This window comes from Escherichia sp. MOD1-EC6098, from assembly GCF_002965865.1.
GTDB classification, from domain to species: Bacteria; Pseudomonadota; Gammaproteobacteria; order Enterobacterales; family Enterobacteriaceae; genus Escherichia; species Escherichia marmotae.
The window spans coordinates 42,347-68,130 of record NZ_PTSN01000005.1 but is presented as its reverse complement, the minus strand read 5'-3'; the positions used below and the strand labels follow the sequence as shown (position 1 = coordinate 68,130).

Here is a 25,784-nt window from a genome sequence, read left to right as displayed (position 1 = left end):
AATTAAGCAGCGGCCCGCATGTTCGGGGCCGCAGAAAAAGAAATTGCCGGGGGTAATATACACAAAATCATTCAGGTTGCATCAAGGTGGCAAGCGAGTGAATCCCCAGGAGCGTACAGAAGTACGTGACCGGGGTGAACGAGCGCAGCCAACGCAGAGGCAGCCTGAAGGATGAAGTGTATACGTGTCAGGCGAGTTCATCCCAAATATAATCGCTGAATTTATCGAGCAGGCTGTCGAGATTATCGTCAAAGGTTCTTTGCAGCATTGCCTTCCCGCCGCGACGGTGGAAGTTGCCGGTTTTGAACACATCGTCGTCGAGCACCACTTTCTCTTTCAGCGCCTGCGCTAAACGATCGAGCCAGCTTAATTGCTCGCTGCTCCAGTCGTTTTCGCCCTTAATGCGCGTCAGCGCGTGATCGACACGTTCCTCAAACGGTTTCAGCGCATCGCCCACCGCCGCGCGGCGAATATGTCCAATCAGCCGGCGGCGATATCTTCATTGCGCGTCTCTTTCCACGCTTTGCGCAGGGAAGATTCCTCAAAGTGCTGGCGGTCAAACCACTCCTGTAGCTCGACCAGTCCTTTACGGGTGAGATCGCGCGGGCGATTGATCACCGCCTGCAATGCCGGTTGCGCGTTCGGGGAACGTTGCACCAGCGAGTCAAAGGCTTCGAGGAAATCCTGCGGCGTGTCGTAATCACCGTACAGCGATTTTACGCTCACCACTTCATCGTCAATATCGAGGAAGATCGGCGCATCATTCAGGTTGTTGATGTCGGTTTTCAGCTTTTCCAGACGGGCGATAAAGCCAGGCAGTTTGTTAAAGACTTCGGCGCTCCAGTGCGGCCCTTTTTCCCGCAGGCGCGAGGCTAAGCCGTTAAAGTTCACGCCCGCCGCGTCCTGGCATAGCTCATCCAGACGACGCACCTGTTTGTCTATCGTTTCGCTGCGGTCACGGTTAAACGTGGCCAGGCCGATGATGCGCTGGAGCTTCGCCACCAGTTGTTCATGGCTGTGCTCGGCAAAGCTACGGCCGTCCGCTTCGGTGATTTTATAGGTTCCTGAATCGGTAATTTCGTTGACCAGGGTTTGCAGTTCCACCTTCGGACGCACCACCACCGGACGCATGGTGTCGACGCTCTCCAGCGTGCTGTAGATATCGACGCAGTCGAAAATCTTAAAGCTGGTTTTATTCACGTCCGGGCATAAGCGCGTGGCGCGGCCTTTCATCTGCTCGTACAGAATACGGCTGCGTACTTTACGCAGGAACACGATGTTACATATCGACGGAATATCGACGCCGGTGGTCAGCAGGTCGACGGTTACCACGATATTAGGCAGCCGCTCTTTATTGAAACGGGTGATCATGGTCTGCACTTTGCGCGCGTCTTTATCGGCATCACCGGTGATCTTGATGATCGCGTCGTGCTCCAGTTGCGGATACTTTTTCTTAAACGCGGTACGCAGCTCTTCCACCACCATATCGGCATGGGCATTGGTGACGCAGAAGACCAGCGTTTTTTGTGACCCGGTCGGGTCAAGGTAGTTGGTGAGTTCGTTACAGACAGCGCGGTTAAACGCCGGGATCACCAGACCACGGTTAAAGTCGGCGACCTCAAAATCCTGATCGTCTTCCAGGGTGTCGTTGATCACTTCCCCCTGCGGGCTGATGCGTTCAACCTGTTCGCCTTTGGAGAGATAAACTCCCTCCTGTGCGTTGCGGGTGGTGATCTGAATCGGCGGATCCTGGTCGATCAGAAAACCGTCGATAACCGCGGTACGGTAGGTGTAACGGTAAACCGGCTCGCCGAAAATCTGCACCGTATGCAGCGCCGGGGTGGCGGTGAGGGCGATTTTTACCGCATCGAAGTGATCGAGAATGCGACGATAGGCAGAAACGTAATCCAGTTGGCTGCGGAACTGCAGTTCGCCTTCGGTCTGCTCTTTATCGAGAATGTAGCCGCGATGCGCTTCGTCAACGACGATACAGTCGTAACGGGCCACCGGCATTGGTTCATCTGATTGCAGGGTGCGTTTCACCAGCGACTGTACGGTGGCTACGTGAATTTTGGTGCTGTCTTCCGGGAATTTATCCGTCAGCCCTTTAATGTCGAAAATGCTGTTGAAAGTGTCGCCGTTAATACGTGTATCTTCAAACGCGCCCAGCGCCTGTTCGCCAAGAGAACGGCGGTCAACGAGGAAGAGAATGCGTTTAAAACGCTGGGACTGGATCAGGCGGAACATCATGGCGATCGCCGTACGGGTTTTACCTGTACCGGTCGCCATCGCCAGCAGGATCTCTTGTTGACCGTTGACGATTGCCTTTTCAACCGCGCGGACAGCATCTTCCTGATAATAACGCAGGCCCAGCTCGCTCATGCCAGGGTTATTGGCAAACCACTGATTCTGTTTTTGCGGTTCACTGCCGAGCATTTCCAGCAGCTCTTCCGGGCGATGCCACTCAGGTAAGGCTTTCGACATATTGCGGGTATCACGCACGTCGCGATACCAGATGCCGCTTTTAGTCTTCATCGCTGCGCGGTATTCGCGCCCGTTGGTCGAGTAGCAGAAGGGGATTTTAAACCGTTGTTGGCCGCAGGTGTCCTGCCAACTGGTTTCATACTCCGGCACCGCTTCATGCACTTCATCCGGTGAGTAATGCTCAAGCAAGGTTTCCCGCAGGAAGCCATTATCGAAGCATTTACTGTAGCGATACGACTCATTGAGCTTTGCGGGAACGTCGATATTTTTACGTTTCGCCTCTACCACCGCGATGGGCTTGAGGCCGACAAACAGCACATAATCCGCAAAGCCCTGTTTACCCGTTTCATCTTTCCCGGTCGGCCATTCAGCAATGGCTTTATTGACGCCGGGTTCCGGGCGTGCGCCTTTGGAGAAGCGCAGGGTTTTGCTATCGGCCTGCCAGCCTGCTTTACGCAGTTGCGCGTCAATCAGGAAGCGACTCTCTTCTTCGCTAAGGTTGAGTGTGCGCTTGATGGCCTGATCGGTAATTTCTTTGTGGTAAGCCTTACGTTCCTGTTCGGTCTGTTTTGCCAGTTCTGCGTTCTTCTCGGCGAGCTGCGCTTCCAGTGCAGCAAGGCGAGCCCGGGTTTGCGCTTCGGTTTCCTGCTGTTTACCTTCCAGAATGGCGATATAGCCGTTCAGGGCAACCAGCTTCTGCTGTTGCGCTTCGACTTCTGCCTGAGTCTGCGCTTTTTCTCGCGCCTGCTGTTCAAGCTGTTGTTTTAGCGTCAGCACTTCCTGGTGATAGAGGTTTTCGCCACGTTCCGGCAACACAAACACCGGCACCGGGAAGTCATAATCTTTGGTGACCAGACGGTAGTACCAGACAGCCAGGCGGAACCCGAGCCGCAGACACATCTGGGCATCGTCGAGATCGTTATGATATTCGTGCACCGCCTGGTTACCAATGCGGCGTAATTTGTGGAATACAGAGAGAATGTTGTCATCAACGAAGGCGATTTTGCCAAGTTCGCGCAGGAGATCGTGTTGGTTCTCACAAGGGGGGATGTTGAGTAACAGACCAAGATGTTTCGCTGTGGCTTCGCCAAACATACGCATTTTAATCAGCGTCGTGTTGGGATCATCCGGGTAGTTATTTTCCGCCGCACAGGCGATGGCATAAGTGAAGTCGTTGATGCCTTTCAGGAATTCAAAATTGGATTTATTCATCATTGTTATTAATCCATTGCTGTGTGGGCCTGTCCAAATATTTAAGGCCCATAACATCTCATCTTAGCTTTCTGTACCTTTCCGGGCAATGACCGCGGTCACAGCAACTGACTCATTTCTAACGTGTTCGTCTATTTTTGTAGTGCTATAGTAGCCGAAAAACATCTACCTGATTCTGCAAGGATGTACTATGACGGTTCCTACCTATGACAAATTTATTGAACCTGTTCTGCGTTATCTGGCGACAAAACCGGAAGGTGCAGCCGCGCGTGATGTCCATGAGGCTGCCGCGGATGCATTAGGGCTGGATGACAGCCAGCGAGCGAAAGTCATTACCAGCGGACAACTTGTTTATAAAAATCGTGCAGGCTGGGCGCATGGCCGTTTAAAACGTGCCGGGTTATCGCAGAGTTTGTCGCGTGGCAAATGGTGCCTAACCCCCGCTGGTTTTGACTGGGTTGCGTCTCATCCCCAGCCAATGACGGAGCAGGAGACGAACCATCTGGCCTTCGATTTTACGAATGTCAAACTCAAGTCACAGCCGGATGCCGTCGATTTAGAGCCAAAAGCCGACACTCCCGATCATGAAGAACTGGCAAAGAGCAGCCCGGACGATCGGTTAGATCAGGCGCTAAAGGAACTTCGTGATGCGGTGGCTGATGAGGTTCTGGAAAACTTATTGCAGGTTTCTCCTTCGCGCTTTGAAGTCATTGTTCTGGATGTTTTGCATCGCCTGGGGTATGGCGGCCACCGTGATGATTTGCAGCGTGTTGGCGGTACTGGAGATGGTGGTATTGATGGCGTAATCTCGCTTGATAAACTGGGCCTGGAGAAAGTTTATGTTCAGGCAAAACGTTGGCAGAACACTGTAGGCAGGCCAGAATTACAGGCGTTTTATGGCGCACTGGCCGGGCAAAAAGCGAAACGTGGAGTTTTTATTACCACTTCTGGATTTACGTCTCAGGCGCGTGACTTTGCCCAATCCGTCGAGGGGATGGTGTTGGTTGATGGGGAACGCCTGGTGCACTTAATGATCGAAAACGAAGTAGGGGTTTCTTCACGTTTGTTGAAGGTGCCGAAACTGGATATGGACTATTTTGAGTGAAAAACCTGGCCGGATGCGCTGTGCTTATCCGGCCTACCAGCCTTTACTTCCTCAACCCCGCAAACGCTGCCCTTATCTCTTCCTCCGGCAACTGGATCCCAATAAACACCATCGTGCTATGCGGTTTTTCATCGCCCCACGGGCGGTCCCAGTCGGCGCTGTAGAGGCGCTGGACGCCCTGGAACAGCAGGCGGTTAGGTTCGCCGTCAATCCATAGCATCCCTTTGTAACGCAGCAGTTTATCTGCCGATTCCAGCAGCAGGTTTTCCATCACCCGGGAAACTTCGCTGATATCTACCGGGTAATCCAGTTCCACCACAATCGACGAAATATCGTTTTGTTTATCCGCGATAAAGTGAAAACGCGGTTTGGTGCTGACAACGTTCTCTTCCAGCATAAAACCGTTGGTGTTGAACAGCAGACCCAGGTCGATGTCGCCGTGAGTGACGGTGTAGACCGGTGCACGGGCGTTGATGCGCGCCAGGCGTTCACGCAGTTTTTCTGCTTCGCCAGCGACGTCGGTTTTGGTCAGCAGAATACGGTCGGCGTAGCCAACCTGTGACTGGGCGATAGTGAACTGGTTCATCTGCTCATCGGCATGTACCGCATCTACCAGCGCAATCACGCCGTCCAGCAGGTAACGCTGGCATAAAATCTCATGGGAGAAAAAGGTCTGAATAATCGGGCCGGGATCGGCCATGCCGGTGCATTCAATGACCAGACGATCGAACTGAATATTGCCCTTGTCGAGATTATCCAGTAGGTCGAGCAGCGCATCTTCCAGTTCGTTGGAGCGGGAACAGCAGATGCAGCCGTTGGTCAGCGTTTTGATCTGCGTGGCGCGGTCGCCAATCAGTTGATCATCGACGGAGACTTCGCCAAATTCGTTTTCAATTACGGCAATCTTATAGCCGTGCTGTTCGTTAAGAATATGGCGTAGCAGGGTGGTTTTGCCCGCGCCTAAAAAACCGGTGAGTAGGGTGACTGCAATCGGGTTCATGCTCTCTCCATTAACAACAGCGCATACCGCCTTTACCATCGCCGCCGTAGCGCGCGTTCTGGCGTTCGCGGAAGAATTCTTCATAGCTCATGTACGGCTTGTCGGGATGGTTGGTCTTCATATGCTCGACGTAGTTGTCGTAGTCTGGAATGCCAATCAACATCTTCGCCGCCTGGCCGAGATATTTTTTTGCCTGTCCTAAGTTACCAAACATTTTGCCTTCCAGATATGCGTAAAGCCCGGAAGCTGTCCGGGCTGGGGATTTGCCGGATGCGGCGTAAACGCCTTATCCGGCCTACGATAGACATTTTGTAAGCCGGATAAGGCAACCGGTTAGTGGTGCGAAGAAATCTTCACGCCGCCTTCCGGGATTGGAACGTACGGTGTTTCTTTGTCAGTACGTTTGTCGCTGTTACGCACCGCAAGCCAGGTTTTGAAACCGTAGAAGATGATGCTGTACACCACAATCAGGAACAGAATACTCAGGCCTGCGTTGGTGTAGTTGTTCACAACGATGTGGTTCATGTTGGCAATCTGCTGTGCCGTCAGGTCAGTACCGTTAGCAATCTTCTCTTTGTACTGGTTTGCCATGTAGAAGAAGCCTTCCATCTGCGGGTTGTTGCTGAACAGTTTCAGACCCAGCGCCCAGGTAGTGCAGATAAGCAGCCATACTGCCGGGATAACGGTAACCCAGATGTATTTAGTGCGCTTCATCTTAATCAGCACCACAGTGCTCAGTACCAGCGCCACGGCTGCCAGCATCTGGTTAGAGATACCGAACAGCGGCCACAGGCTCTTAACGCCGCCCAGCGGATCGACCACACCCTGATACAGCAGGTAGCCCCACAGACCCACACAGCCCGCAGTACCGATGATACCGGCAACCAGAGAGTCGGTTTTTTTCAGGAACGGGATGAAGTTGCCCAGCAGGTCTTGCAGCATAAAGCGGCCAGAACGCGTACCGGCATCCAGCGCGGTCAGGATGAACAGTGCTTCGAACAGAATACCGAAGTGATACCAGAAGCCCATGTCAGCCATCGGCAGCACTTTGTGGAACACGTGAGCGATACCTACCGCCAGCGTCGGCGCGCCACCCGCACGGTTCAGGACAGAAGGTTCACCAATGTCTTTCGCAGTTTGCAGGATTTGTTCCGGCGAAATCACGAAGCCCCAGGAACTGACAGTTGCCGCCGCGTGTGCGGTAACATCTTTCAGTTGTGCCATGATGACAGGCGCGTTCTCGCCACCCATTTCATGCAGGTTAGGCATGGTGATGCCGAGACCCGCTGGCGGGGTGTTCATCGCGAAGTAAAGACCCGGTTCGATGATGGACGCAGCAACCAGCGCCATAATCGCCACGAAGGACTCCATCAGCATTGCGCCGTAGCCAATGAAACGCGCGTCGGTTTCGTTAGCCAGCAGTTTCGGCGTCGTACCGGAAGAGATCAGCGCGTGGAAGCCAGATACCGCACCACAGGCGATGGTGATGAACAGGAACGGGAACAGAGCGCCTTTCCACAGCGGGCCAGTACCATCAATGTACTGAGTCATCGCAGGCATTTTCAGTTCCGGGTTCAGCACCACGATACCCAGCGCCAGGCCGACGATAACGCCGATTTTCAGGAAGGTTGCCAGATAGTCGCGCGGTGCGAGGATCAACCACACCGGCAGCAGCGCGGAAACAAACGCATAGCCAATCAGCGCGAAGGTAATGGTGGTGTCTTTAAAGGTCAGTGCCGGACCCCAGTAAGGGTCGTGAGCAATCACGCCGCCGAAGTAGATAGAGGCAACCAGCAGCACAATACCAATGACAGAGACTTCACCTACACGCCCCGGACGAATAAAGCGCATGTAGATACCCATAAACAGCGCAATCGGTACGGTTGAGCAAACGGTGAAGACACCCCACGGACTTTCGGCCAGGGCTTTAACCACGATCAGCGCCAGTACCGCCAGGATGATGATCATGATTAAGAAACAGCCAAACAGCGCGATAGTCCCAGGTACTGGCCCCATCTCTTCTTTGATCATCTCACCGAGAGATGCGCCGTTACGGCGAGAAGAGATAAACAGCACCATAAAGTCCTGAACCGCACCGGCCAGCACCACGCCTGCCAGCAGCCACAGCGTGCCCGGCAGGTAGCCCATTTGCGCGGCGAGAACCGGCCCCACCAGCGGACCAGCACCGGCGATAGCGGCGAAGTGGTGACCAAACAACACGTAACGGTTGGTCGGAACGTAGTTCAGACCGTCGTTGTTAATAACCGCAGGCGTCGCGCGCGTGGGGTCGAGTTTCATCACCTTCTGGGCGATGTACAGACTGTAGTAGCGATACGCCACCAGATACACCGACACAGAGGCGACCACGATCCACAGGGCACTGACGTGCTCCCCCCGACGTAATGCAACTACCGCGAGGCAGAATGCACCGATGATTCCGAGAATCACCCAGGGTATGTGCTTGAATATCTTTTTAGTATCCATAGTAAAACCTGGCATGTATTGATTAATAGTTGGCCGAAGCCGTTCTAGGTTTGCGTTGCGTTTGAGGAGGTAAATTGACCGCTATCCTGCAGTGATGTTGCCAGAGTTACGCGCGCGTAAAGTAAGGTAAATAACTGAGCGGTTATATTAGGGATGTAAGCGGTCAGTTTTGCAGTTGAGCGGTATTGGGCGAGGTTTACGAAGGTTATTTATGTGATGATGATCACACCCAGGGCGAATTTTATCTCCCGGTTGTGTTACTCATATAAAAATTATATTTATTCTATATATATTAAATAACAATATAAAACCACACTTCCCAACCGGTAATATTGTTTTGGCCAATAATATTAAACTATTGGCAAATATTCTCATGTTCAAAATAGATACAATTAGTGTAAAAAAATAACAAAAGAAAATGTACCAATGCGTGGCTATTGTATTTTTGAACAAAAATAAAAAAGTGAGGTAAATTTAGCCAGTTTAAAGCCGCTACCTATAAAGTTTTCTCATTCCAGGCCGAAAATCCTGCTATCGGTCAACAGGAAAAGAGAAACCATGCTAAAACGTATCAGGATCGTGACCAGTGTACTACTGGTTTTGGCCATTTTCGGCCTTTTACAACTAACATCAGGCGGTCTGTTCTTTAATACCTTAAAGAAGGACAAAGAATACTTCTCCGTTTTACAAACCATTCGCCAGCAGCAATCTACGCTGAATAGCAGTTGGGTTGAGTTGTTGCAGACGCGTAACACCCTCAACCGCGCGGGCATCCGCTACATGATGGATCAGAACAATATTGGCAGTGGTTCAACTGTTGCCGAGCTGATGCAGAGTGCCACTCTTTCACTGAAACAAGCGGAAAAAAACTGGGCAGATTACGAAGCACTACCGCGTAACTCGCGTCAGAGCACAGCGGCTGCTACTGAGATCAAACGCAATTACGATATCTATCACAATGCACTGGCGGAGCTGATCCAGTTGTTAAGTGCGGGCAAAATCAATGCGTTTTTTGACCAACCTACACAGGGATATCAGGACGGGTTCGAAAAGCAGTATATGGCGTATATGCAGCAAAACGATCGTCTCTATGACATCGCCGTCACCGATAATAATGCTTCCTATAACCAGGCAATGTGGGTGCTGGCGTGCGTGCTGATCGTCGTACTGGCGGTGATTTTCGCCGTCTGGTTTGGTATTAAAACGTCGCTGGTGGCACCGATGAATCGCCTGATCGACAGCATTCGCCATATTGCTGGCGGTGATCTGGTGAAATCGATTGAGGTGGACGGTTCCAATGAAGTGGGTCAACTGGCAGAGAGTTTGCGTCATATGCAAAGTGAGCTGGTACGTACCGTAGGCGATGTGCGTAACGGCGCGAATGCCATCTATAGCGGGGCCAGCGAAATCGCCACCGGCAACAATGACCTCTCTTCGCGCACCGAGCAACAGGCTGCTTCGCTGGAAGAGACGGCAGCCAGCATGGAGCAACTGACCGCGACAGTGAAACAAAATGCCGAGAACGCGCGGCAGGCCAGCCATCTGGCATTAAGTGCTTCTGAAACAGCACAACGCGGCGGAAATGTGGTGGATAGCGTGGTACAGACCATGCGTGATATTTCTACCAGTTCGCAGAAAATTGCCGACATTATCAGTGTTATCGACGGCATTGCTTTCCAGACTAATATTCTGGCCTTGAATGCGGCGGTCGAAGCGGCACGCGCGGGTGAACAAGGTCGCGGTTTTGCGGTAGTTGCGGGAGAAGTGCGTAATCTGGCTCAGCGTAGCGCTCAGGCGGCGCGTGAAATTAAGACTCTGATTGAAGACTCGGTTGGCAAAGTGGATGTTGGCTCTACGCTGGTCGAAAGTGCCGGGGAAACGATGGCGGAGATTGTCAGCGCCGTGACCCGCGTGACCGATATTATGGGTGAAATTGCCTCTGCTTCTGATGAGCAGAGTCGTGGTATCGATCAGGTTGGTTTAGCGGTTGTCGAGATGGATCGGGTAACGCAACAGAACGCTGCGCTGGTGGAAGAGTCTGCCGCCGCTGCCGCCGCGCTGGAAGAGCAGGCCAGCCGCCTGACTGAAGCTGTGGCTGTATTTCGTATTCAGCAAGAGCAAAAGCGTCAGCGCGAAGTGTTGGTAGTAAACAGTGTGGCACCGGTTGCGCCGCGCAAAATTGCCGTTGCCGATAGCGGGGATAACTGGGAGACGTTTTAACACAATGACGCCGGATGAGTGCTTCATCCGGCGTTTTTATCGTTATACCAGGAACAGCGAAATTGCCGGGATATATGTGACCAGCAACAGCATCAGCAGCAGGGCTACCAGCAGTGGCAGAGATTGCTTAAAGAAATTACCTACAGAAACTTGCGTGATATTACACACCAGCAGCATCACGGTGCCCACCGGCGGCGTGAACGCGCCAATCGACAGGTTGAAGATCATGATGATACCGAAATGTACCGGATCGATACCAAAGTGTTCGACCACCGGTTTCAGTAGCGGCACCAGGATCAACAGAATGGCGTTTCCTTCCAGAAACATCCCCAACGTCAAAAGCAATACGTTGATAATCAAAAGGAACATATATTTGTTTTCAGTCAGCGAGGTGACGAAATTCGCCACCGCGACGCCAGCATGTTCCATTGAGAAAATCCAACCCAGGGCGGCGCTGGCCATAATCACCAGCATCACCGACGCCGTGGCGCGTGCGGTTTCACCGAGAGCTTTAACTACGTGGGAAACTTTCATTTCACGGTAGATGAAAAAGCCAATCGCCAGAACGATTAATACCGCTGCGGCACCTGCTTCCGTCGGGGTGAAGATATTCGCCCGAATGCCGCCGACTACGGCAAAAATCAGAAACAGCGCTGGCCACGCCTGACCGAGAGAGAACACCACTTCTTTGCCCGTTGGCCAGCTTTCACGCGAGGGTTTGGCGTTTGTTCTGCGGGCGACGAGGTAGACGGTAAACATCAGCACGACCGCACACAGCAAACCAGGCACCAGTCCGGCGATAAACATTTTGCCGATAGAGACATCCGCAACCAGACCGTAAATAATCAGGGCAATTCCCGGCGGTATGATTGGCGTGACTAACGAACCACCAGCGGTAATGGCGGCGGCAAAGGCACGGTTGTAACCTTTGCGTTCCATTTCCGGCACCATCATGCGCGATAACATTGCTGCATCTGCAAGGTTAGAGGCACTGACACCGCCCATCATGGTGCTGACGAGAATATTCGCTACGCCCAGACCACCGCGCATTTTCCCCACCAGGACGTTGGCAATTTGTAAAATGCGTTCTGCAATGCCGGTGTAGCTCATTAGCGTACCCAGCAAAATAAAAAACGGAATAGCCAGTAGTGAAGGACTTTGCGTCGGGGCGATTAGCCTCTGGACGGCAATTTCGATCGGCACGCTGGAGAAGAATAAAAAGTAAGCGATGATGCCAATAAACATCGCCAGATAGACCCGAATGTTAAGAAATAAACAGACGATCATTAGCGGGATAATCAATAACCAACTCATTGTTTTTCGTCTCCGCTATGGGGTTGCTTTATATCGGTGATTAACCAGTAAAGGGTATAGAGAGCAGTTGCCAGCGCGCCGACGGGGACCGCCAGATCGATCCAGAACCAGGAAACTTTCAGTATTTGTGTCACTTTAAACTGCGCCATTTCCGCCAGCCGGTAGCCCAGCCAGGCCATATAAAGCAACACGCAGAGGGAGAGAAGGGCGACCAGAACAGCAATCACTCGTCTGATGGTGGCTGGCAGCATATCCATTACAAAAGGGATGGTCAGATGTGCCCGGTCGCGCTCTGCCACGATACCACCTAGCATCACCACCCAAATCATCAGCATCCCGGACATCTCTTCTGTCCACTGAATCGGTTGGCCGATGAAATAGCGCATAAATACTGCTCCAATTGTCATCACAACCAGAACAAACAGCGCAAAGGCAGCGCTAAACTCTGCCAGTTTGCCGAAAAAACGCATGAAACCTCCTGTAAGGGCTTGTCCTGCTTTTGTGAAAAAAGCAGGACGATTAGCATCGATACTTATTTCAGTTGTTGTTGAATGGTTTCATAGAGGCCAGGTGTCCACTCCGGGAACTGTGAGTAAACTTCGCGGGCTTTCTTACGGAATGGTTCGGTATCAGGATAGATAACCTCTACACCTTCAGCTTGCATGGCTTTCAGCATTTCAGCATCGCGCTCAAGAGTGAGCTTCTGGCTATAGAGCCCAGCTTCATAACCAGTCTGGTGAATCATTTCCAGTTGTTCCGGGGAGAGGGTGCTAAAGAAAGCTTCGCCACCAATCCAGACGGAGGTGTTGGTAAGGTAATTCACCATCGTCAGGTATTTCGCCTGCTCATAGAGTTTTTGTCCTTGCAGAACAGAAATCGGGTTTTCCACTCCGTCAATAACGCCCTGGGTTAACGCAGGATAAACTTCACCTAATGGCATTGGCGTTGGGGTTGCTCCCATCGCCTGAATCGCTTTTATCTGCATGACATTATTAGGCACACGGATTTTTAATCCCGCGAGGTCTTCAACTGTGCGGATAGGTTTTTTAGAAATGATCTGCCGGGTGCCATAAAGATAATTATTCATAACCACATGAATACCTTTTTTCTTCAGGCTTTCATTTTTCTGCTTGAACCAGTCACTTTCATATATTTTGAACAGTTTTTGCGGATCGTCGGTTAAATAGGGGCCAAACAGAATGCCCAAATCTGGTTCATAATCAGCGAGGAATGCGACATCACTCAGGGTAATAACATTCATCCCCATCATGGCTTGTTCAGTCACATCCTGTTTTGATCCCAATTGGGAACTGGGGTAAAGCGCCAGTGTTATTTCACCACCACTTTTTTTATTCAACAGATCCGCCCAGTGGCGCATGACAACATCCAGTGGTTCGCCGGGGTTATTTTCATAGGCAACTTTTATCGAAATCGGTTTTGCCTGAATTATTGTCGGCAGAAAAAGGGTGCTGACAGTAATTAGCATTGCTATTATTTTACTCATCTTCCACGTACTCCATGTTATAGAATAAATAACTCCAACATTACTATCTGGAGAGAAACATCATGAAAAAGTTGTCGTCTGTGCGAAAATAATCAGCGAATAGACTGACTGCTGCAAATGTTTCGTGAATTCGTGCTCCTGGTATGACTTTGCTGCTTTTAATCGGTTTTTAATATGATTTTTATTGTATATCCTTAAGTTATGCAATGTCTGATGAGTAATGGTCTGTTTTCAGATAGATAAGCATTTTTTTAGGATGCGTGTAGTTAGCGTATTTGTTGCGATTTTATAAGGCGGCGACAGGCTATTTCACATAAGGAGTGATTGTTTTTATTTTATAATCTACTGATAATTATTTAAATTGATAATATAAACAGAATAAATTTTCGGTTGACGGTGTATAGCGATATCCTTTAAATTTGTTAAATGCTGAATTGATTCATTTTTGTCAGTTATGTTATCTCCGGGTATTAAAAATGAGAGGTTATTCATATCTGGTTGAAATGTTTGAGTAAAAAAGTTTTTCTGTTGCGTATGCATGAGGAGGGTAGATCATAACCATTCACACTATGAATAAACAAAAGAAAAATAATAAGTTGCATTTCTTAATATACTCTCGTGAGTAAATGTTGCGATTAACGATTAATTGTAAGTAATAGATTGGATGTTATTCTTATGAAGTTAGGTTAGTTATATCCATTATTTATGCATGAGGATGCGGAGTAATTATATGGAAATACTTTTAACGATTTTAATTCTTACTCTGGTTGTTTCATTAACCAGTGTGCTGACACGTCTGTCTCCCATCCAGATTCCACTTCCTTTAATCCAGATTGCTGCCGGTGCATTACTGGCTCAGCCCATTTTTGGTTTACATGTGGAATTTAATCCTGAACTTTTCCTGTTATTGTTTATTCCACCGTTGTTGTTTGCTGAAAGTTCAAAAATACAACCTAAAGAGTTGATCAAACACAGTCGGGAAATCGTAGGTCTGGCGCTGATCCTGGTCTTAATCACTATTTTTGCCGTCGGCTACGTTATTCATTTACTGTTACCGAATGTTCCGCTTATTGCGGCGTTTGCATTGGCTGCGGTGTTGTCGCCAACGGATGCTGTCGCATTGTTGGGGATCGTCGGTAAAGGACGAATCAACAAAAGCATTCAGGAAGTGCTTGAAGGCGAAGCATTAATGAATGATGCCTCCGGTTTGGTGGCGTTGAAGTTTGCTGTCGCAGTGACTATGGGGACGATGGAATTTAGCGTGTATGGTGCGACTATCGCCTTTTTTGTCGTGGCAGTGGGCGGTATTGCCGTTGGGATCGCCGTTACCTGGTTATATGGTAAAGGACTGTTGTTGATCAGCCGTTACGCTCACGATGAGCCTTCAATCCAGATCGTGTTGATGTTGCTGCTGCCGTTTATTGTTTATCTGGTGGCGGAGCATTTTGGTTTATCCGGCATCCTCGCCGCTGTTGCCGCAGGGCTAACGACCAGCCGTATTGGCGTCGTGCATCATGCGCCTATACGACTGAGAATTAAGGCGAAAAGCTCCTGGTCAATGCTGGAATATGTCTTCAACGGCATGGTATTTTTGATTCTGGGCTTGCAGCTTCCGGCCATCATTTCGGAATCACTGACCCGCGCACAACACGATCCCTTAGTGCAAACCTGGTCGCTGGTGCTGGATATTGTGTGGATCTACCTTGCATTGATGGTTATGCGCTTTGGTTGGCTATGGTTGATGCGTCTGTACAGCCGCAGGCGGAAAAGTAATCATCCAATGCTGTTTGCCGGATACAAAACACGCCACTTGTTGTTAGCGACTTTTGCTGGCGTTCGTGGGGCTATAACTCTTGCGGGGGTGCTTTCTATACCGTTATTACTGTCCGATGGTGAACCGTTCCCTGGGCGCTATTTGCTGGTGTTTCTCGCTACCGGGGTGATCCTCTTTTCGTTGCTGTGCGGCATTATCATTCTGCCGCTGTTATTGGGGAAAAATGTTAGCCTGTTTAGCGATAACCGGCAGAAAGAAGAGATCGCCGCCGATTTGTTTATGTCTAAAATGGCTATCCTGAGCGTGCAAAAAACTCAGCAACGTTTGCTTGGTGCCAGCACGGAAAACCTCGATAATGAATTAATTATGGAAACCGGGGCCAGAATTATCGATTATATGCGGCGTAATGATGATGATATGTCGGCAAACGATAATTCGTTGCATATGCAACGGACAAAACTGGAAAGAACATTTAATCTGGCGGCGCTGAATGCCAAACGTGCAGCTATTTATCAAATGCGAGCAAGGCAAGAAGTGTGTGATGAAACACTGGCTAAAATTGTCAGTGAATTAGATGTACTGGAAGCATTAATTATGGACAGCCAATAATTTTATTGTTGTTTAATCAATAAATGATGGCTGAGTGTTGTTAACTCAGCATCGTTTATTATTGGCTTGATTTTTATGCCGTGATATAAACTCGGAATAGTAGTTTTTAATCTGTACTTAATTTAACGATGATGTTGTTTGACTGAGCGAATCATCGATTGCCTGGCGGTATCGAGATGATTACGCAGCGCGAGTACGGCATCTAAATCACTGCGGCAAATTAGCGCGCTAAGAATCGTCATATGCTCATCAATGGCAATAATATTACGTTGTTTCAGATCGCTTTCATCCCACTGATAATGACAGTGAAAAATCACCGATATAATTTCAAGTGTTTGATTAAAAAAGATGTTGTCAGCAGCAGATAGCAGCATGGCATGAAAATCGCGGTCTAACTGCGAAAACATACGAAAATTACTGCCAATGCTGTCACGCAGTGTCCGGTGGCGTTCGAGCAGTGTTTTTGCCTGTAACCAGCGTGAATCATCATCTGGCAAATTCAGAAAGTGCTGTAACGCGTGTGTTTCCAGCATCTCCCGCAGTTCAAACAGTTGTTCGGCATAAGACTGATCGAACTGCTTCATGCTCCACTGCCCGCGTTTTTCGCTCTGAATCAGACCATAGCGGCCAAATTTTAAAAGGTATTCTCGAACCACGACCGGGCTGACGCCTGCCGTCCGCGCCAGTTGCAGCTCGGAAAAACTCTCTCCGGCGCGTAGCTGACGCTGGTTAATCATGGTGAAAAATGCCTGCTCAAAAATGTAGTTTTGCTCTGTCAGCGAGACTGTGATGCAATCGAAACCATCGTTCTGTTCGGGTTTGCGGGCGACAACATAATCCTTTCCCACCTGGGTGAGCACGCCGCATGCGCTTAAATGCTGGAGTATGTGGCGTACCGTGGTGCGGCTAATGTTATACATTTCTGCCAGTCCACTTTGTGAAGGGAGTGGGGATGGAATATTTCCCCGCGCCATATCTTCAATCACCTGGTTTATGACGTTATGACGTAAATTCTGTGAACGACTCATTGTTCCCTCCAGTACGGTATTAAAAACCGATTTAAAACATTTTTATGCGTGATCATCCGCATATTTCATGGGCAAATTCAGTCGCTCTTATAAATTCGACGATATCTGGGAGTAATAAAATAAAAGGAGCAGTGAATCATGTCTACAATGAAAGTCTTAATTTGTCAGAAAATAAAGAGTTTAGTCTGGAAAATCCGGGAAAGGCCGGTGGCAGGCGACGATGAAGCATTAATTAAAATTAAAGCTGTCGGAATTTGTGGTACAGATATTCATGCCTGGGCGGGTAATCAGCCATTTTTTAGCTACCCACGTGTTTTAGGTCATGAAATATGTGGGGAGATTATTGATGCAGGGAAAAATATTCACAATTTTAATATTGGGCAGCAAGTTGCAGTAATTCCGTATATCTCTTGTCAGCAGTGTCCTGCGTGTAAAAGTGGTCGCACCAACTGCTGTGAAAGAATTTCAGTCATTGGTGTGCATCAGGATGGTGGTTTTAGTGAGTATCTGGCAGTGCCTGCGGCTAATTTGCTACCCGCAGACGGCATTGACCCGCAGGCGGCTGCGTTGATTGAACCTTTCGCCATTAGCGCTCATGCGGTACGTCGTGCGGCAGTTGCGCCCGGCGAGCAGGTGCTGGTGGTCGGTGCGGGGCCAATCGGTCTGGGCGCGGCGGCAATCGCTAAAGCTGATGGTGCACAGGTGGTAGTGGCAGATACCAGTCCGACTCGCCGTGAGCATGTAGCAACGCGTCTGGAACTGCCGGTGCTGGATCCTTCAGCAGAGGATTTTGATGACCAGTTGCGGGCGCAATTTGGTGGTTCTTTGGCGCAGAAAGTGATCGACGCGACGGGTAATCAACATGCGATGAATAACACAGTGAATCTGATTCGCCACGGCGGCACGGTGGTATTTGTCGGCCTGTTTAAAGGCGAGTTGCAATTCTCTGACCCGGAGTTCCATAAAAAAGAAACCACAATGATGGGTAGCCGCAACGCCACGCCGGAAGATTTCGCGAAAGTCGGGAGATTGATGGCGGAAGGGAAAATCACGGCTGACATGATGTTAACCCATCGCTATCCGTTCGCCACGCTGGCGGAAATCTATGAGCGCGATGTAATTAACAATCCTGAGTTGATTAAGGGCGTTATTACTTTCTGATAATCGGATATTGGTAAAGTTGCCATGCAGCGCTCGGGGACGTGTTGGGCGCTGTTTTTTTACGTTTCAATATTATACCGCAGGACGGATAAGGCGTTCACGGCGCATCCGGCAGTTGTGTGCCGACGCCTGATGCGACGCTTGCGCGTCTTATCCGAACTACAACCAGGCAATATTATTACCCTTCACGCTCAACCACTTTGATTTCCACCATACCAATGCCGAGCTTACGCGGCGAGTGGCCGAGAATGTTCCCTTCGTTGGTTGCGACAGGTTCCGGTGGAACAATCACCAGCGTATCGGCATCGGTTGGGTTATCGAAATGCAGCGTATTGGTGGTCACTTCATTACCCAGCACGATGGTTTGTTCTTCATTGCCTACGCGTACCGGAATGGGGCGGCCGGCGTTATTACCATAGGCTTTGGCGGTGATCACCAGGTCAAATTTCTTCGGCAGCGGATGTTTGTACTCGATTTTCACTTCATCGCCTAACTGCGCGTTTGACCAGCGTCCCCAGGATTCCGGGCGGGAAATTCCACTGAACTGTTTCACCTCTTCCGGCGCACCAGCGACGTTAAAGATGAAACTGTCTGCTTTGTAGCGAATATCGTTATCGACAATTTTCAGCGTATCAACATTCTCTTTGTAGCGTTTCATGTCGATGACCGTGTCTTTAAACGCTGTTTTGCCTTTCCATTCAGGCTTATCAACATGCTGCACAATTTGTTGTCCGCCAAGTTGACCTTGTGAGACGCACCAGTCGGTAGAGAGCGCCAGTTCCGGTGCCCACAGTTGCGCCATCTTGTAACAGCGGTCAACCCAGACGAAATTGTCTCGTGGGGCGAAATCAGCTAACTGGAAACGCAGAGGTGCGGAGTATTCACTTTCTGGCAGAGGCTCCACGCGTTTATCTGACACGCGTAACAGCAGTGGCAGGCGGAAGTGGCTTCCTGAGAATGCGATCATGTTTTTGTTCTGATCAATGGTGAACGTTTTCATCTCGGTAGGGAATTTCCACAAGCGGATGATATCCGGCTTCCACGCCAGCACTTTCTCTTTAATGTTGAGGAACACTTCTGATATTGACTGACCAGACAGACTGCTGCGTCCGAGACCGAGGAAGTTATCGCCTCCGAGAATATCCAGCACGGTAGCGCCGTTATCCATCGTGTTACGCTTCACTGCCAGCGTCTCTTGCTGCGGTTTGTCGCCACGGATGACAAAAAACAGGTTGTTGCGATCCTGTTTGTTCAGGTATTTCCACGCGGTGTTGTTCATCGCCAGATGGTCGGAAGAGACCACTATAACGGTATCTTTAAACCACGGAGAGGCTTTGATTTTATTGATAAACGTCGCGATGTTCTCCTGGCTGCAACTTACCGCGCTGAATGACTGGTTCGGTTTTCCGTCAAAATCATATTTTTTGCGGTTACAGGTACGTGAGATAAAACCATCCGGGTGATGGGTATCGACCGTCAGAGTAAACAGCGAAAACCGTTGGCCGGAGCGAGACAGTTCTTCAAATTTTTTCCATGCTTCGTCCAGCACCGTATCGTCGTAGAATCCCCAGTCGTTGCGATAATGCGGGTCTGCCACCACGCTTTTCAGTTCTTCCGAACCGTACAAATGGTCGAAGCCGTGTGATTTCAGGAACACATCTTTACCCGCAAAACGCAGGTTGGCTCCCTGCACGAAATAGTTCTGATAACCGGAATTTTTCAGGATATCGCCCAGACAGATGTTCTGTGGGAAGAAGCTGGAAACGGATGCAGAGGCGTTGCCTTCAAACGGGGCAAACAGCGGAATGCCACACTGGGAGGCTACCATGCCAGCAATTGTGTAATCGGTTCCCGGCAGTTGCTGCGTATGGCTGAAATCCAGCCCTTCATTTTTTAGCGCCCCCAGTTCTGGCGTGAGATCCGGGAAAGCGTCGTTGTCAAAATAAGTTCGTTCGAGGCTTTCTCCGTAGATATAAACCAGGTTGAGTTTGGGGGAGGGGATGGTTTTTGACGGCTCTTTATAATAAGCCGCAAAGTCCGGATCGCCGTCGCGCGATTGGGATTTCACCAGTTCCGTTATCTGACGAAATGCCGGGCTGGCATCCACTGAACCCAGCGCCAGCAAGAGTGCCAAAAGGCTGTAGCCAAAATGGTGAGGATGATGTCGGCGGCGGCGAAGGATCCATCCCAGCGCGCCGAACACCGCCGTCAGTGCCAGCACAATGCCGATGCCTGGCAGGATATATTTGCTGACGCCTGCACCGGTCAGGCTGTTGGTTAAGGTATAGAGCACCGCGTCGTTAATACCATCGCCAGTAAAATAGTCGCTGGCAAACAGGGTAATATTTAAAACGACAAATAGCCCCAGCACCGTTAACGTGGCTGCAAACCACCAGGTGTTACGTCCCGCTTTCCATGCGTAGATCAGCACAGAGGCGAGAAACAGGGCGAAAGAGAGTAGTTCTGACAACGGGCGATCCTCACTAAACCAGGCCGTGTAGCCGATGTTTAAGATTTTTTGAGAAACACAATGTAATGGCGCTGCCATATTGCTGCAATTCTAGTGTCAAAAAAATGCGATGTTGTTAGGAATTAGTTTATAAACAGGCTTTTTTATTCAAGGTCGCGTCCCGCATAGCGGGGGATGAAGGCGTGAGAAGCGGGAAAAAGAGAAGGGGAGAGCCGCGCCAGCCGATTAACAGTTAAAACGCGGCATTATACAGAACAGATCAGGAGATAAAGTTCAGGCCTTGCTTTAATACCAGATCGCAGGCTTTGGTTTTCACTTTCTCCGCCAGCGGAGTGGTGCCGATGTTATCCAGATTAAGCTGCTGACCATCTTTGGTTTTCAGCAAACCCTGAATGCCATCCAGATAGTTGGTGTCTTCTTTCTGTTCTTCGCTGTTCAGGCCCAGCTTCTCCAGTACCTGATTTTTGATGTTTTCCGCGTCGGTCACTGAAGCCAGCTTTTGTTTCGCGCAATATTGCAGAATACCTGCGGCATTGTTCATATTGTCTGCGCTTAACGCCTGGTTGCCGCTGCTAAGCAGACTCGTTAATGAAGAGAGCGACCAACCACCTTCCTGTGTGGTGCTGCTCTGGTTGCTTAACTCGCTGGCGGCGCTGGAAAGCGCATCTTTCCAGGAAGCGGCATGTGTCCCGGCGGAAATGAATGCGGTGGTGACAATTGCACAGCACAGAAGGTGTTTAACAGTTTTCATCATCATTACTCATAATGGAATTTTGTCGCAGTATAACGCCGGAAATGGGGATTAATACTCTTTACCCGTTACCCGACTACGATAACTGTCCCAGTTGAAGATCACCCACAGGCTGTTGCCCAGGCGCATACGATCCATAACGCGTTCGCCCAGCAATTTCGTCATCTCCTCCATATTGCTGTTGGTCAGCATCCCGGTCGGGCGTTTGGAAGAAGAACGACGATCGACGATCTGGTTGATGATCACTTTTTCGTATTTCGATTCGGTCTGTACACCGATCTCGTCGATCACCAGCAGATCAACGTTGCTCAGATCGTTGAGCAGTTGCTCTTCGCTGGTGCCGCTATTTCTGAAAGTATCTTTCATCGCTGACATAATATCGGCAACAGTAATAATCAATACCGATTTGCCGCGTAGCAGTAGTTCGTTGCAGATCGCTGCCGCCAGGTGGTTTTTACCGGTTCCAGGCTTGCCAGAAAAGATAAAGCTGGCGATGTTGCCGTCGAACTCGTCGACATACTGGCGCGCTTTGCTCAACGCATTCATCTGCCCTTCGCATTCAACACGATAGTTCTCAAAGGAGCAGTTCTGATGCAGCGGACGAATGCCGGAGCGGTTAAAGGTGCGCTGCATTTTCATTGCCCGGTTCTCGCGCTCCAGAGCGGCGGCGCGGAGCGCTCCTTGTTCTTTCTGCCACGCCAGAAGCTCTTCACCCGTTTTGAAGGCGGGTTTGATATGGGCAGGCATCATTTTTTGCAGACGTTGCATCAGGTCGCCAACGTTTTTCATCGTTACCCTCTGAATCCCGGTGGAATTTGGCTGTCAGGTTCGCTGACTGTGTTCACATCTCGTTTCGGCAGTCCGCCATTGCTGGCACGACCAATTTGCAGACTGCGCGCCAGTTTTTGTTGCCATTGCACATGATGAAAGACTTTGCCTTCCGCCTGCCAGTAGGCAATGAATGAGGCCAGTTCTTCGGCGGTGGCGGGTTCTCTTAGCGCCACGCCCCATAATGCGGCCAGGCGAGTAAAATCAGCATCTGGCCGCCAGTCCGGGTACATGGCGAATTTTCCCATCGGTACGGCAACGGGGGGAGTTTGCGGTTCCTGATAGAGTTGATCGTCCAGAGCGACATCGCTTCCTGGACGTGTCAGCTTTTCTTCCAGCGCCAGCAGTTCAGCAAGACGTGAGGGCGTGACGGCATAAAACGCCGGAGCGTTGTTAGCAAATACGGCAACCATACCGCCTTCAGCTTTTGCCAGAACGGTCTGGTGATCGTGTACCAGGGCGTCAATACCAACGACGTCCGGGGTCAAAACTCTGGAAGACATACTGTTTCTCAATATGGAACGATGAACGAGAAGGGAGATTACTTTTATAGTAACACACGGATGAAAGGAGGCTGTCTCTCATCCGTGTGCTTTAAGCGAGGCAATTTTATACGCGAGGGCGCTTGCGGTACAACCATAATCCAGGAATGGAAAGGCCGATGGATAACGCGCCAACAATTGATGATGCCGTAAGAAAGTTGGTTAACAGGGTAATCATCAACGGCTCGCTGTAACCTAACTGGCTGATTTTTACGGCTGAAATCATTGCTGTATAAGCAGAGATACCGGGAAACATAGGGATAACGGCTGCCACGGTAAAGACTTTCGGATGCGCCAGATACCAGCGTGACCATTGAATACCAATGGTGCCGACCAGCATGGATGCCATAAAGGTTGACCATTCAATATTCAGCCCGGTATTCATTAAGATCATTCGAGAGCCATGACCAATCGCGCCAAGCAGTGCACACCAGCGTAACGCCCGAACCGGCACATTGAATACCATCGCAAAGCCGACTGCAGGAATTGCCGCGAGGATCATATCCTGCACTAGTGCTAAGAGAAATTCGATCACACCCATCCGCGTAGTCCCCAAATCGTGAGTGCCATCACCACGCCAACGCAGGTAGCCAACGTCAATAGGCTGGCAATCGCCCAGCGTGCCAGCCCGGTATTGATGTGCCCTTTAAACATATCAGCGACGGCATTAATCAACGGAAAGCCCGGCACCAGCAGCAGAACGCTGGCAGCCATCGCGATTGTTGGCGTATTGCTGAAGGCAGGGAGTTGTAAAAGCAAACCAGAAATCGTGGTGGCGGCAAATGCGGTGATGCAAAAGTTTATCTGAGGGTGGAGATGACGTTGCGCCAGTAGCTGACGGATATACATTGCGACCGTGCTGGCAAAGAAGGTGATGACGGCACCATCCCAGCCACCTTTATTGAGCTTGCAGAAACAGGCGCATGACAGACCAACCATCAAGGCGACCAGCCATCTCGGGTAACGTAAGGGTTGAATCTGGCTAAAACGTTTCTCCACGCCTTTGTAATCCAGCAGGTGATGCTCCGCCAGAATCACAATATGCTGAACTTCCGTCACTACATGCATATTAATGCCGCGATCGTGATTTTTGCGCGTAGATGTCAGGCATTGCCCATCTTTAATGGTAGTAAGCACAATGGCGTTCGAAGAGATAGAACTTTCGACGCAGTCCATTCCCAACGCCCGACCCAGTCGCGAGGAAAGCTCATCAACTAACGCGCTTTCCGCTCCATGTTGCAAAAGAAATAATCCACACTGGATACAAAGCCGTGTTACGGCCCGCTGTTGCTCAGTCTGCATAACTCGTCCTTTGTCATAGACGTGCTGCGTATTGTTCAAATAATGAGACCCCATTTGTATCATGAAGAGCGGTTGTTTTGGGGTAGGTTAAGATCAAAATTGCGCTGATTAGTCCTGGTTGGCGGGTGAAGTTCAGTGGCGAAAAGCGAATTTTTTATCGCTGCAAAAAAATTATCATATGAATATTATAATTATAATGAATTTATAATTTGTCTCTTACGGATTAGAGTAATGGATGGCCGTTCGTACTTTTGAATTTTAAACAGATAAAATCATCAGATTTTACTGATTTTTTTTGTATAAATGCTGACGAGATGTTTTTTGTTCGATGGGAAGGCGGTGTTTTAATTATATCTTAAACTAATGGAATTCCAGGGTTTCCATTAAGTATTTCTAACAAGTTAATTTAGTTATTTTAAATGTCTCCAGGCTATTTCACCAGGTTATCATTTGATGCTAACCTTCTGACACATGCCGTGGAGTTATTGTGCAGCAGGAGTATGCTGATATGAAAGTGAATGCTAAGGATAATTTATTCGCTTAATCTATTAATTTGCTGGAAGCATTTAAGGAATGAATATCCTGAATAAACCATCATGATTTTTAGACAGTGGATGTGGAGGAAATATGTTGCCAGGATGCTGCAAAAATGGAATTGTTATCAGTAAAATACCGGTTATGCAAGCAGGGTTAAAAGAGGTCATGAGGACTCACTTCCCTGAATATGAAATAATATCCAGAGCCTCCGCGGAGGATCTTACCTTATTACAATTACGTCGCTCCGGATTAGTCATTGCCGATTTAACCGGCGAAAATGACAATCCACATTCCGTTTGTGAACATTATTATTCATTGATCTCACAATACAGGGAAATTCATTGGGTTTTCATGGTTTCGCGTGCCTGGTACTCTCAGGCGGTAGAACTGCTTATGTGCCCGGCAGCGACGTTACTGTCCGATATCGAACCCATTGAGAATCTGGTTAAGACGGTTCGTTCCGGTAATGCGCATGCAGAGCGTATCAGCGCCATGCTGACCTCCCCGGCAATGACTGAAACTCAGGATTTTAGCTATCGCACCGTCATTCTGACACTTTCAGAGCGCAAGGTACTGCGGTTGTTAGGCAAAGGATGGGGCATCAACCAGATAGCTTCATTGCTTAAGAAAAGCAATAAAACCATCAGCGCACAAAAAAACAGTGCGATGCGTCGGCTGGCAATTCACAGCAACGCTGAGATGTATGCATGGATAAATAGCGCGCAGGGGGCAAGAGAACTTAACTTGCCTTCGGTTTATGGAGATGCCGCAGAATGGAACACAGCCGAATTAAGAAGAGAAATGTCGCACTCATAGAGAAGTGCGTCATGAGTAGTATCGGTATTGAAAGCTTATTCAGAAAGTTTGCGGGTAACCCTTATACACTCCATATCTATAGAAGCCAGGAGGCGTTTCAGGATGCGATGTCGCGGGTCTCATTTGCGGCGGTTATTTTTTCTTTTTCTGCCATGAGAAGTGAGCGCAGAGAGGGATTATCTTATTTGACTGAGCTGGCTATTAAATTTCCGCGTACCCGGCGTTTAGTTATTGCGGATGATGATATTGAAGCACGATTAATCGGATCATTATCGCCATCACCGTTGGACGGTGTATTAAGTAAAGCATCGACGCTGGACATTTTTTATCAGGAGCTGTTTCTGTCATTAAATGGCGTGCGTCAGGCTACCGATCGCCTGAACAATCAGTGGTACATTAATCAAAGCCGGACGCTAAGCCCAACGGAGAGAGAAATATTGCGTTTTATGTCGCGTGGCTACTCAATGACACAAATTGCCGAGCAGCTTAAACGAAATATTAAAACGATCCGCGCGCATAAATTTAATGTGATGTCGAAACTGGGCGTCAGTTCCGATGCTGGGTTGTTGGAGGCTGCAGACATTCTGTTATGTATGCGGGTTTCAGAAACAAGCAATGTGTTGCATTCCTTTTAATACGCTAA

General features: G+C 49.5%; 19 protein-coding genes and 1 pseudogene. 6 read left to right on the top strand and 14 right to left on the bottom strand.

Annotated features, from left to right (window positions below; translation table 11 throughout):
* Positions 1-187 precede the first annotated feature (187 nt).
* Positions 188-3,699, bottom strand: a pseudogene (hsdR, locus tag C0K55_RS07680) (type I restriction-modification system endonuclease).
* Between the two features lie 187 nt (positions 3,700-3,886).
* Here hsdR and mrr point away from each other — a divergent pair.
* Positions 3,887-4,801: an adenine/cytosine-specific restriction endonuclease Mrr gene (mrr, locus tag C0K55_RS07675; RefSeq protein WP_105266354.1), complete on the top strand. Its 915-nt coding sequence runs from the start codon at positions 3,887-3,889 to the stop codon at positions 4,799-4,801.
* Positions 4,802-4,844: 43 nt separating this feature from the next.
* On the opposite strand, the gene yjiA is transcribed toward mrr, so the two are convergent.
* The 3 genes from yjiA to btsT all read right to left on the bottom strand — a co-directional run bounded on the left by yjiA (position 4,845) and on the right by btsT (position 8,285).
* Entirely contained in the window at positions 4,845-5,801 is a 957-nt protein-coding gene (gene yjiA, locus C0K55_RS07670; RefSeq protein WP_001297640.1) for a GTPase, read from the bottom strand.
* A gap of 10 nt (positions 5,802-5,811) precedes the next feature.
* Positions 5,812-6,015 (bottom strand): YbdD/YjiX family protein, encoded by a 204-nt coding sequence (locus C0K55_RS07665; protein WP_000467859.1) that lies wholly within the window; start codon positions 6,013-6,015, stop codon positions 5,812-5,814.
* Between the two features lie 119 nt (positions 6,016-6,134).
* Positions 6,135-8,285: a pyruvate/proton symporter BtsT gene (gene btsT, locus C0K55_RS07660; RefSeq protein ID WP_016249551.1), complete on the bottom strand. Its 2,151-nt coding sequence runs from the start codon at positions 8,283-8,285 to the stop codon at positions 6,135-6,137.
* Between the two features lie 558 nt (positions 8,286-8,843).
* On the opposite strand from btsT, the gene tsr reads away from it, so the two are divergent.
* Positions 8,844-10,505, top strand: coding sequence for a methyl-accepting chemotaxis protein (gene tsr / locus C0K55_RS07650; RefSeq protein ID WP_000919638.1), 1,662 nt, complete (start codon positions 8,844-8,846; stop codon positions 10,503-10,505).
* Positions 10,506-10,547: 42 nt separating this feature from the next.
* Here tsr and C0K55_RS07645 read toward each other — a convergent pair whose 3' ends face one another.
* The 3 genes from C0K55_RS07645 to C0K55_RS07635 all read right to left on the bottom strand — a co-directional run bounded on the left by C0K55_RS07645 (position 10,548) and on the right by C0K55_RS07635 (position 13,323).
* Entirely contained in the window at positions 10,548-11,819 is a 1,272-nt protein-coding gene (locus C0K55_RS07645) for a TRAP transporter large permease (RefSeq protein WP_000118645.1), read from the bottom strand.
* Complete coding sequence (locus tag C0K55_RS07640) at positions 11,816-12,289, bottom strand: TRAP transporter small permease (RefSeq protein ID WP_001210260.1); 474 nt, start codon at positions 12,287-12,289, stop codon at positions 11,816-11,818. Before C0K55_RS07640 ends, C0K55_RS07645 begins: the two co-directional genes overlap by 4 nt.
* A gap of 62 nt (positions 12,290-12,351) precedes the next feature.
* A complete protein-coding gene (locus C0K55_RS07635; RefSeq protein ID WP_001468480.1) occupies positions 12,352-13,323 on the bottom strand; it encodes a C4-dicarboxylate TRAP transporter substrate-binding protein in 972 nt (323 codons plus the stop codon).
* A 730-nt stretch (positions 13,324-14,053) separates the two neighbouring features.
* Here C0K55_RS07635 and C0K55_RS07630 point away from each other — a divergent pair.
* A complete protein-coding gene (locus C0K55_RS07630) occupies positions 14,054-15,706 on the top strand; it encodes a Na+/H+ antiporter (RefSeq protein WP_105266355.1) in 1,653 nt (550 codons plus the stop codon).
* Between the two features lie 122 nt (positions 15,707-15,828).
* Here the strand turns inward: C0K55_RS07630 and C0K55_RS07625 are convergent, their stop codons facing one another.
* Entirely contained in the window at positions 15,829-16,734 is a 906-nt protein-coding gene (locus C0K55_RS07625; RefSeq protein WP_000091590.1) for a GntR family transcriptional regulator, read from the bottom strand.
* A gap of 138 nt (positions 16,735-16,872) precedes the next feature.
* Here C0K55_RS07625 and C0K55_RS07620 point away from each other — a divergent pair, with 138 nt between their 5' ends.
* Positions 16,873-17,895: a zinc-binding alcohol dehydrogenase family protein gene (locus C0K55_RS07620; RefSeq protein ID WP_000106014.1), complete on the top strand. Its 1,023-nt coding sequence runs from the start codon at positions 16,873-16,875 to the stop codon at positions 17,893-17,895.
* Between the two features lie 178 nt (positions 17,896-18,073).
* On the opposite strand, the gene opgB is transcribed toward C0K55_RS07620, so the two are convergent.
* From opgB to C0K55_RS07590, 6 genes are all read right to left on the bottom strand, one after another.
* Positions 18,074-20,365 (bottom strand): phosphatidylglycerol--membrane-oligosaccharide glycerophosphotransferase, encoded by a 2,292-nt coding sequence (opgB, locus tag C0K55_RS07615; RefSeq protein WP_105224556.1) that lies wholly within the window; start codon positions 20,363-20,365, stop codon positions 18,074-18,076.
* Between the two features lie 259 nt (positions 20,366-20,624).
* Entirely contained in the window at positions 20,625-21,119 is a 495-nt protein-coding gene (yjjA, locus tag C0K55_RS07610; protein ID WP_001517700.1) for a DUF2501 domain-containing protein YjjA, read from the bottom strand.
* Positions 21,120-21,167: 48 nt separating this feature from the next.
* Positions 21,168-21,905: a DNA replication protein DnaC gene (gene dnaC / locus C0K55_RS07605; RefSeq protein ID WP_001468484.1), complete on the bottom strand. Its 738-nt coding sequence runs from the start codon at positions 21,903-21,905 to the stop codon at positions 21,168-21,170.
* A gap of 2 nt (positions 21,906-21,907) precedes the next feature.
* Positions 21,908-22,447 carry a primosomal protein DnaT gene (dnaT, locus tag C0K55_RS07600; protein ID WP_001468485.1) on the bottom strand — a complete coding sequence of 180 codons (540 nt, stop codon included), beginning with the start codon at positions 22,445-22,447 and terminating at the stop codon, positions 21,908-21,910.
* Positions 22,448-22,553: 106 nt separating this feature from the next.
* The gene (locus C0K55_RS07595; protein ID WP_000538195.1) at positions 22,554-23,027 is read right to left on the bottom strand and encodes a threonine/serine exporter; all 474 of its coding nucleotides are present in this window, start codon (positions 23,025-23,027) and stop codon (positions 22,554-22,556) included.
* Positions 23,018-23,788 carry a threonine/serine ThrE exporter family protein gene (locus C0K55_RS07590; protein WP_001468486.1) on the bottom strand — a complete coding sequence of 257 codons (771 nt, stop codon included), beginning with the start codon at positions 23,786-23,788 and terminating at the stop codon, positions 23,018-23,020. The genes C0K55_RS07595 and C0K55_RS07590 overlap by 10 nt, the downstream gene beginning before the upstream one ends.
* Positions 23,789-24,415: 627 nt before the next feature.
* On the opposite strand from C0K55_RS07590, the gene C0K55_RS07585 reads away from it, so the two are divergent.
* The gene (locus tag C0K55_RS07585; protein ID WP_000936620.1) at positions 24,416-25,141 is read left to right on the top strand and encodes a helix-turn-helix domain-containing protein; all 726 of its coding nucleotides are present in this window, start codon (positions 24,416-24,418) and stop codon (positions 25,139-25,141) included.
* Positions 25,099-25,776, top strand: a complete 678-nt coding sequence (gene bglJ, locus C0K55_RS07580) for a DNA-binding transcriptional activator BglJ (protein ID WP_001517702.1) — start codon at positions 25,099-25,101, stop codon at positions 25,774-25,776. The genes C0K55_RS07585 and bglJ overlap by 43 nt, the downstream gene beginning before the upstream one ends.
* Positions 25,777-25,784: the final 8 nt, after the last annotated feature.